This window comes from Rhodosalinus halophilus (assembly GCF_003298775.1).
In the GTDB taxonomy this organism is placed as follows: domain Bacteria; phylum Pseudomonadota; class Alphaproteobacteria; order Rhodobacterales; family Rhodobacteraceae; genus Rhodosalinus; species Rhodosalinus halophilus.
The window spans coordinates 21,756-29,353 of sequence record NZ_QNTQ01000034.1 but is presented as its reverse complement, the minus strand read 5'-3'; the positions used below and the strand labels follow the sequence as shown (position 1 = coordinate 29,353).

General features: G+C 63.9%; 6 protein-coding genes and 2 pseudogenes. All 8 read left to right on the top strand.

The window, feature by feature from the left end; all coding sequences use genetic code 11:
* Positions 1 to 185: 185 nt before the first annotated feature.
* Positions 186 to 476 (top strand): annotated as a pseudogene (locus tag DRV85_RS19605) (STAS domain-containing protein); the annotation flags it as partial.
* Between the two features lie 96 nt (positions 477 to 572).
* Positions 573 to 839, top strand: a pseudogene (locus DRV85_RS19600) (transposase); the annotation flags it as partial.
* Positions 840 to 1,102: 263 nt separating this feature from the next.
* Entirely contained in the window at positions 1,103 to 1,471 is a 369-nt protein-coding gene (locus DRV85_RS18565; RefSeq protein WP_113290963.1) for a response regulator, read from the top strand.
* On the top strand, positions 1,468 to 3,474 hold the full coding sequence (locus DRV85_RS18560; protein WP_113290962.1) for a chemotaxis protein CheA: 2,007 nt from the start codon (positions 1,468 to 1,470) through the stop codon (positions 3,472 to 3,474). The genes DRV85_RS18565 and DRV85_RS18560 overlap by 4 nt, the downstream gene beginning before the upstream one ends.
* Positions 3,471 to 3,989, top strand: coding sequence for a chemotaxis protein CheW (locus DRV85_RS18555; RefSeq protein WP_199526096.1), 519 nt, complete (start codon positions 3,471 to 3,473; stop codon positions 3,987 to 3,989). The genes DRV85_RS18560 and DRV85_RS18555 overlap by 4 nt, the downstream gene beginning before the upstream one ends.
* Positions 3,990 to 4,062: 73 nt before the next feature.
* Positions 4,063 to 6,135 carry a HAMP domain-containing methyl-accepting chemotaxis protein gene (locus tag DRV85_RS18550; protein WP_158540198.1) on the top strand — a complete coding sequence of 691 codons (2,073 nt, stop codon included), beginning with the start codon at positions 4,063 to 4,065 and terminating at the stop codon, positions 6,133 to 6,135.
* The gene (locus DRV85_RS18545) at positions 6,135 to 6,599 is read left to right on the top strand and encodes a chemotaxis protein CheW (protein ID WP_113290960.1); all 465 of its coding nucleotides are present in this window, start codon (positions 6,135 to 6,137) and stop codon (positions 6,597 to 6,599) included. The genes DRV85_RS18550 and DRV85_RS18545 overlap by 1 nt, the downstream gene beginning before the upstream one ends.
* Positions 6,600 to 6,757: 158 nt before the next feature.
* Entirely contained in the window at positions 6,758 to 7,585 is an 828-nt protein-coding gene (locus tag DRV85_RS18540) for a CheR family methyltransferase (RefSeq protein WP_233495594.1), read from the top strand.
* The last annotated feature ends 13 nt before the right edge of the window (positions 7,586 to 7,598 follow it).

Below are 7,598 nucleotides of genomic sequence, written 5' to 3'. Positions count from 1 at the left end.
ACGACTGGGAGGAATTCTGACTTCGCTTCGAACAACATCCTCGGATGTCCGCGCCAATTGTCCCGACGCGTTGACGCGGCTTGTCGTCAAATCTCATCATTTTCTTTCGGTGCTCTCCGTGACGAATAAACCTTTCATTGCCGTTCTCCCGGTACATCAGCTTAAAGAGTAGTCGAGGTCCCATCATGCCGGATTCCCTATCTCCCGCCGCAGCGACAGACAGATCGCCGGAACTTTGCGAGGAAGCCGTCGTATTGTCCGGCAATCTGAGCATCCGGGATAGCGAAGAGCTCCGACGCCGTCTGTTGAAGAAGCTCACGGCAGACGAGCCGCTTCGGATCGATGTCGGCGGGCTCGCAACCATCGACACCACGATCATTCAAGTTCTCATGGCGGCGAGGCGCAGTGCGGCACATCAAGGACTTCCGTTTGAAATCCGCGGGGTCACGGAAAGTCCGCTACCCGCCTTCATGGCCGCGATCGGGCTGCCCACCTCCGAGTTGGACTTGACCCAGGCCGAGGCGCTCGTTCCGGTTCAACGCCGGCCGGATGCACAGGCAGAAAGCGAGGATATCGCGCCCGGTTCCGATAACGGCGGAACCGAGCTGTTCTGGTTGACCGAAGAGGAGATGGCCCTGCTTCGCCCTTGCTTTCCGACGAGGAACGGCATGCGCCGGGTCGATGACAGGCGGGTGCTCAGCGGGATCATTTTCGTGAAACGCAACGGCCTGCGATGGCGGGACGCGCCCGAGGCGTATGGGCCCTACAAGACGCTCTACACCCGCTGGAAACGCTGGAAGGAGATGGGAATATTCAGGCGGATAACGCAGGAACTGGCGTCAGAAAAGAGCAAACGGGCGCTCGGCAATTCTGACATTCCCTGGCTTCAGGCGCTGCGGTGACCGACGTTGCGACAGGAGACGGGCCCGGCGCACGTGAGCCGAAAAGGCCTGGTTTCTCACAACATGAATCGTCCTCGGCCAAGATGCCCGGCACCTTTGGCTTCGCCGGGACGATCCGCCCGCCACACAGATGAAATGCAGCGGGCCCGCATAAGCACTGGTGTCACACCTTCAATGATCCGGCGAATTGAGGTCCACAGATGAGCAAGAAAATCCTGACGATCGACGACTCCAAGTCGGTCCGGCAGATGATCTCGATGACGCTCGGCTCTGCCGGCTTCACCGTGGAAGAAGCCTGCGATGGTGCCGAAGGTTACGAAAAGGCAATCGCCTGCGGCTACGACGCGATCATTACGGACCTGAACATGCCGAACATGAGCGGGCTGGACTTCATAAGGAAATTCAGGGCGCATCCATCCAGCCGGGGCGTTCCCATCATATTCCTGTCCACGGAATCCGACGATGTCTCGAAACGCGAAGCGAAATCCGCCGGCGCCATTGGCTGGATCGTTAAGCCGTTCGATCAGAACCAACTCCTTGCAGCGATCAAGAAGGTGGCCGGCGCATGACACAGATCGACCCCGCGGAAACCTTTCGTCTGGAAGCCCAGGATGTTCTGGAGCAGCTCGAACAGACGCTGCTCGATCTGGGCGATGATCTCGACGATATGGCCCTCGTAGACGGCGCCTTCCGGGCCCTGCACACGATCAAGGGGTCCGGCGCGATGTTCGGCTTCACCGAGGTCGCGGATTTCGTCCACGAATTCGAGACGGCCTTCGACCGGCTGCGCAAGGGCGATGCCGCGCCTTCGGGCGAACTGGTCCGCGTGGCCCTGGGCGCCAAGGATCACATCGCCCGCCTGATCGCGGAACCGAACGCGCATGCCCGGGCGGGGGTGCCGATTCTCGACCGGCTGCGCGCGATCGTCGGCACCGGTATACAGGCCGAGGCCCCGCCCCGTCCCGTCGATGCCGCGACACCGGGCAATGGCCCCGCTGCCGGCGACGCGTCGCACGGCTGGAGAATACGCTTCCGCCTGCCCGAAGATGCGCTGTCCCTCGGCGCCAGCCCCGCGTTGCTCCTGGATGAATTGCGCGAACTGGGCGACTGCACCGTTCTCGCCAGCGCGGAGGACCTGCCCAGCCTCGAAAAGCTCGATCCCGAGATCTGCCATCTCTCCTGGGACGTTACGCTCCTGTCGGACTGCTCGCGCGACGCTGTCGAAGACGTTTTCCTCTTTGTCGAGGACGGAATGCAGCTGGACATCGCCCCGTTACCCGCGGCGGGGCCTCGTTCCGACGCCGCCGCGCCCGCCGGACCGTCAGACCCGGCCGCGCCGCCCGCCGGGAAGACCGACAGGGCCGGCGCGCCGCCGCGTGAGAATTCATCGCTTCGGGTCGCGGCCGAGCGGCTTGACGAACTGCTCGACCGGGTGGGCGAACTGGTCATCGCGCAGGCCCGCCTGTCACAGATCGCGGCCGAAAGCAGCAATCCCAGCCTGATGACCGTGACAGAAGAGATCGAGCGCCTGTCGGCCGGGCTTCGCGATACGACGATGGGCATCCGCATGGTGCCGATAGGCACGCTGTTCGGCCGCTTCCGCCGACTGGTGCATGATTTGTCCGCTGAACTCGGAAAGGACGTGGACTTCGTCACCTCCGGCGAACAGACCGAACTTGACAAGACGGTGATCGAAAGCCTGGCCGACCCGCTCGTCCACGTGATCCGCAACGCCATCGACCATGGTCTCGAAAGCCCCGAGGCCCGGGCCAAGGCCGGCAAGCCGCGGCAGGGCTCCGTCCGCCTGTCCGCGGCCCATGAGGGCGCCGAGGTCGCCATTACCGTCAGCGATGATGGTGCCGGACTCGACACTGATCGCATCCGCCGCAAGGCCGAGGCGTCCGGCCTCATCGCGTCCGACGCGACACTGTCGGACAGCGAGCTGCACCGTCTCATCTTCCACCCAGGCTTTTCGACGGCGCAGGAAGTCAGCGCGATCTCGGGCCGCGGCGTCGGCATGGACGTGGTCAGCCGCACAATGGACGCTCTGCGCGGGCGTATCGATGTCGACTCGCAGCGCGGCCGGGGAGCCACCGTAACCTTACGCCTTCCGCTTACACTGGCGATCATCGACGGGATGATGGTCCGGGTCGGACGGAACCGCTACTCCATCCCGCTGTCGGCCGTCGAAGAGTGCGTCGAGCTGCCTCCGGACATCGCCGAAGGCAGCCGCGGGCGGAACTTCCTGCGAATCCGCGACAAGCTGGTGCCCTTCCTCCGCCTGCGCGAACTCTTCGGCACGCAGGAGCCCGAAGACCTGCACCAGAAGGTGGTGATCGTGTCGACCGGCGAACAGCGCGTGGGCCTCGTGGTCGACCAGATCCTCGGCAACACACAGACCGTCATCAAGTCACTCTCGCGGCTGCACGCGGATGTCGAAACCTTCGCGGGCGCGACGATCATGGGTGACGGGACCGTCGCGCTGATCCTCGACGTGGCCAACCTGGTGCGCAGCGGGCAGCGTTTCGAAACCCGGCTGCGCGACGAACAGACGAAAGGACAGGCGGCATGACACAGCACGCCAGAGACATCGACGCAGTGCCGGCCGGCGAGGCGATGCGTGCCCTGACGCTGGACGTGGGGGGCGAGGTCTTCGCCATCGAAGCGACCAGCGTGCGCGAAATCCTGGACATGGTGCCTGTGACCGAGGTGCCCAACGCCCCGGCCTTTGTCGCCGGGCTGATCAACGTGCGGGGCCGGGTGGTGCCGCTGGCCGATCTGCGCGTCAAGTTCGGCATGGAGCACCGGCCGCCCGACGACGACACCCGGATCGTCGTCTTCGAGATCACGCTCGAGGAGGAACCGACCGTCGTCGGCATGCTGGCCGATCGCGTGCACACGGTCTGCGATATCGCCCTCTCGACAATGGAGCCGGCCCCCAAGGTCGGCATGCGCTGGCGGCCCGAATTCGTGCGCGGCATCGCCAAGCACGATGGAAACTTCATCATCGTCCCGGAGATGAACCGGGTATTTTCCACCGAAGGCGCAGGCACCGCGAATTCGGAAAACGAAACCAGGGCCGGATGACCGCATGCTTTCCCGGCGCCGAGATGGCCTCAGTGCCGGGCGCCCATCTTTCCCCGAGGACTGGAGATCCAAGATGAAACTGACGATCAAGACAAAGCTCATAGCCGTCTTCGCGGTTATGATCGCCCTGATGGGGATGTCGAGCTTCCTTGCGCTGAAAAGCGCGTCCCAGCTCGCTGGTGAAATCGACAAGATTGCCGACGAAACGGCCTTCCAACTCGACCAGAGTCTCGAGATGAAGGCTGCGGCGGCCCGCTCCATGAGCCTTATCAAGAGTTATCTCGCCCAGCCGGATGCCGACCGCGCGGCGGAGATCGCGCAGGCTGTGGATGTACGATTCGCCGCCGTCGAAGACGCCGCAGCAGCGATAGAGAACATCCTGTTCACTGATACCTCCAAGGCCCTGATGGCCGACTTCAGGGCGGAATGGAACAACTTCCTCGAGATCGAGGCCGAACTGCGCGAATACGGTCTAGCCAACACCAACAGGCGCGCGAGCGAGATCTACGAGTCGGAAAGCTCGCCTGCTTACGATGCCCTTGTGGAAGCGGCCGAGGCACTTGTCGACCTTCGCGACCGACCGCAATCCTCCGTCGTGGACCATCAAACCTTCACGCTGCAGGCGGAGATCGGCGGGTTTCTCGAACACGTTCATCACATCCACGACGACGAGTTGGACATGCTGATCTATCACGGTGAGGAAGAAAGACAGTCGTCCTTCGACGAGATCGGGGAAGGTCGCGCAACGGCGCTGCGTCACCTCGCCGCCGCAGAAGACGCAGCCACCGGCGGTGACGCGCGGGCTGTCGCCGAGCTTCGAACCCTGTTTGAGCGCTGGATCGGCGCGGTCGAGCGCGTGGCCGATCTGGCCCTGCAGAACACCAATCGTATCTCGAACCTTATGCTGAACGAACAACTCGAGCCGGCCTTCAAGCAAAGCTTCAACGCCGCAGATGCCATGGCGCTCCGCTCGAAGGAGGTGCTGGAACTGGCGCAGGCCGATGCGCACGCGGTTTACGCGAGCGTGCGCAACATGCTGCTCGGTCTGGGCATCGGCGCGGCCGTTATCGGGATTGTTGCGGCGCTCTGGCTGTCTATGTCGATCGGCCGTGGCCTGAACCGCGCCACCGGCTTGGTGCGGGAAGTTTCAAGCGGCAATCTCGAGGTGGATGTCAAATCCGACAGCCGCGACGAGATCGGCCTTCTGCTGGGCGATATCGCCAGGATGGTCGAGCGACTCAAGAGCGTGGTGGGCGACGTTACAACGGCCGCGCGCAGCGTGGCCTCGGGCAGCGAAGAGTTGACATCGACCTCTGCGCAGTTGAGCCAGGGCGCGCAGGAACAGGCCTCCTCGACGGAGGAAACCTCGGCCTCGGTCGAGCAGATGGCCGCCAACATCAAGCAGAACGCCGAGAATACCGCGCAGACCGAAAGCATCGCCCGCCAGGCGGCCAAGGACGCCGAAACCAGCGGAGAAGCGGTGGGCGACGCGGTCAAGGCGATGGAAACCATTGCCGACAAGATCATGGTGGTGCAGGAAATCGCCCGCCAGACCGATCTTCTGGCGCTGAACGCGGCCGTCGAGGCCGCTCGCGCGGGTGAGCACGGGCGCGGCTTTGCCGTGGTGGCCTCCGAAGTGCGCAAGCTCGCCGAGCGGTCCCAGGAGGCGGCCACGGAAATCTCCGGCCTGTCCGGCGAAACCCTGCGTTCCGCGCAGTCGGCCGGCGAACAGCTCAAGAGCCTGGTGCCCGACATCCAGAAGACGTCGGAACTGGTCGCCGAGATTGCTGCCGCCAACAGCGAGCTGAATGCCGGCGCCAGCCAGATCAGCGAGGCCATCCAGCAGCTCGATACCGTGACGCAGCAGAACACCTCGGCCTCCGAGGAAATGTCCTCGGCCGCGTCCGAGCTTTCGCATCAGGCGGAGCGGCTGCAGAGCAGCATCAGCTTCTTCAAGGTCGATGGTGCCGGCGAGGTGCATGGTGACCTTCGCACCGCGACCAGTGGTCAACCCGGCTCGGCTGCCGTCAGGCCCGAGACCCGCGGAAAGCAGGAGGGTGGGTTCGCTTTCGACTTGGGCGGCGGCGAGGATGCGCTGGACGCCGAATTCGAGCGGGTCTCGCACGGCAACGAGAGAGCGGCCTGATGGCTGAAGGCACTCAGTACGTGACCCTCGGCCTTGCGGGCGAGTTGCTCGCAATGCCGGTCGAACGGGTCCGCGAGATTCTGGAGTTGCAACCGGTCGCCCGATTGCCCGGCGCGCCCCCACAGCTCCTGGGCATGATCGACGTCCGTGGACAGAGTGTTCCGGTGATTGATCTGCGCTGCAAACTCGGCTTCATGCCCGGCGAGGACGACAGCGGCACGCGCATCATGGTGATCACCGCCTCGCTCGGCGAAAGGGAAACGGAGATCGGTGTCAAGGTCGACCGTGTCCATGAGGTCACGGTGCTCGATTCCGACACCCTGGAGCCGCCGCCCGAAGCGGCCGCGGGATGGCGTGCCGAACACATCGCCGGGGTAGGACGACGCAATGGCGCGTTCGTGACCGTTCTCGATTTCGAACAGGTGTTCGGCGTGGACGACATGGCCGTGTTGGATCTTGCCTGACGCCGAACGGGAGGGATCGTCTCCGAACGATCCCTCCAAGACCTTCGTACATGCGGTCCCCCAATTCCCGTCATTCGAAGCAACGGACGCAGCTTTCCGCCATGATCCCCCTCCCCGGACTCGCGCCGTCAGACCAGGCGTCTTTCGAGCACCGAGGCTTGAGCGATGCCGATTTCGCCCGGTTCAGCGCGTTGATCCTCGAGCGGACCGGCATAAAGCTGACGCCGTCCAAGCGCACGCATATCGAAGGCAAGCTGCGCAAACGCGCGGCCACGCTGGGCCTCGGCAGCGTCGCGGACTACAGCAGGATGCTGTTCGAAGGTGGCGGGCTCGCGTCCGAGCTGGACATCCTCATCCATCTCGCCACGACGAACAAGACGGACTTCTTTCGCGAGCGCGCCCATTTCGACATTCTCGAGAAGACGATTCTTCCAGCGCTCCTGAAAATGCGCCCGAAGGGCGCGACACCACGTCTGAAGGTCTGGAGCGCCGCCGCCTCGAATGGCGCCGAGGCCTTCACCATTGCAATGGTCCTGGCCGAGGCCGCGAGGCGCGGTCCGCGCTTCGACTTCGCAATTCTGGGCACCGATGTTTCCTCCGAAATGATCGCCGAGGCGCGGCGTGCGATCTATCCGGCCGTGATGACCGCTCCGGTGCCTGCTCCCCTGCAACGCCGCTATTTCATGCGCGGCCGTGGCAGCGGCAATCCCACGATGGTGCGCGTGGTCCCGGAATTGCGTCGGCGCGTCCGTTTCAGCCAGGTCAATCTCGTCGCCGAAACGCTTCCCGTCGATCGTGATGTCGACGTGATCTTCCTGCGTAACGTCCTGATATATTTCGCCCCTTCAACCCAGAAGGCCGTTGTTCGCCGCCTCGCCGAGCACCTCCGCCCGTCCGGCTATCTGATCCTCGGCCATACCGAGGCGACCATCGGCACCAGAATGGGCTTCGAACAGATCGGGACGGGCGTGTTTCGCGTCACATGAAAATGGAGAACGA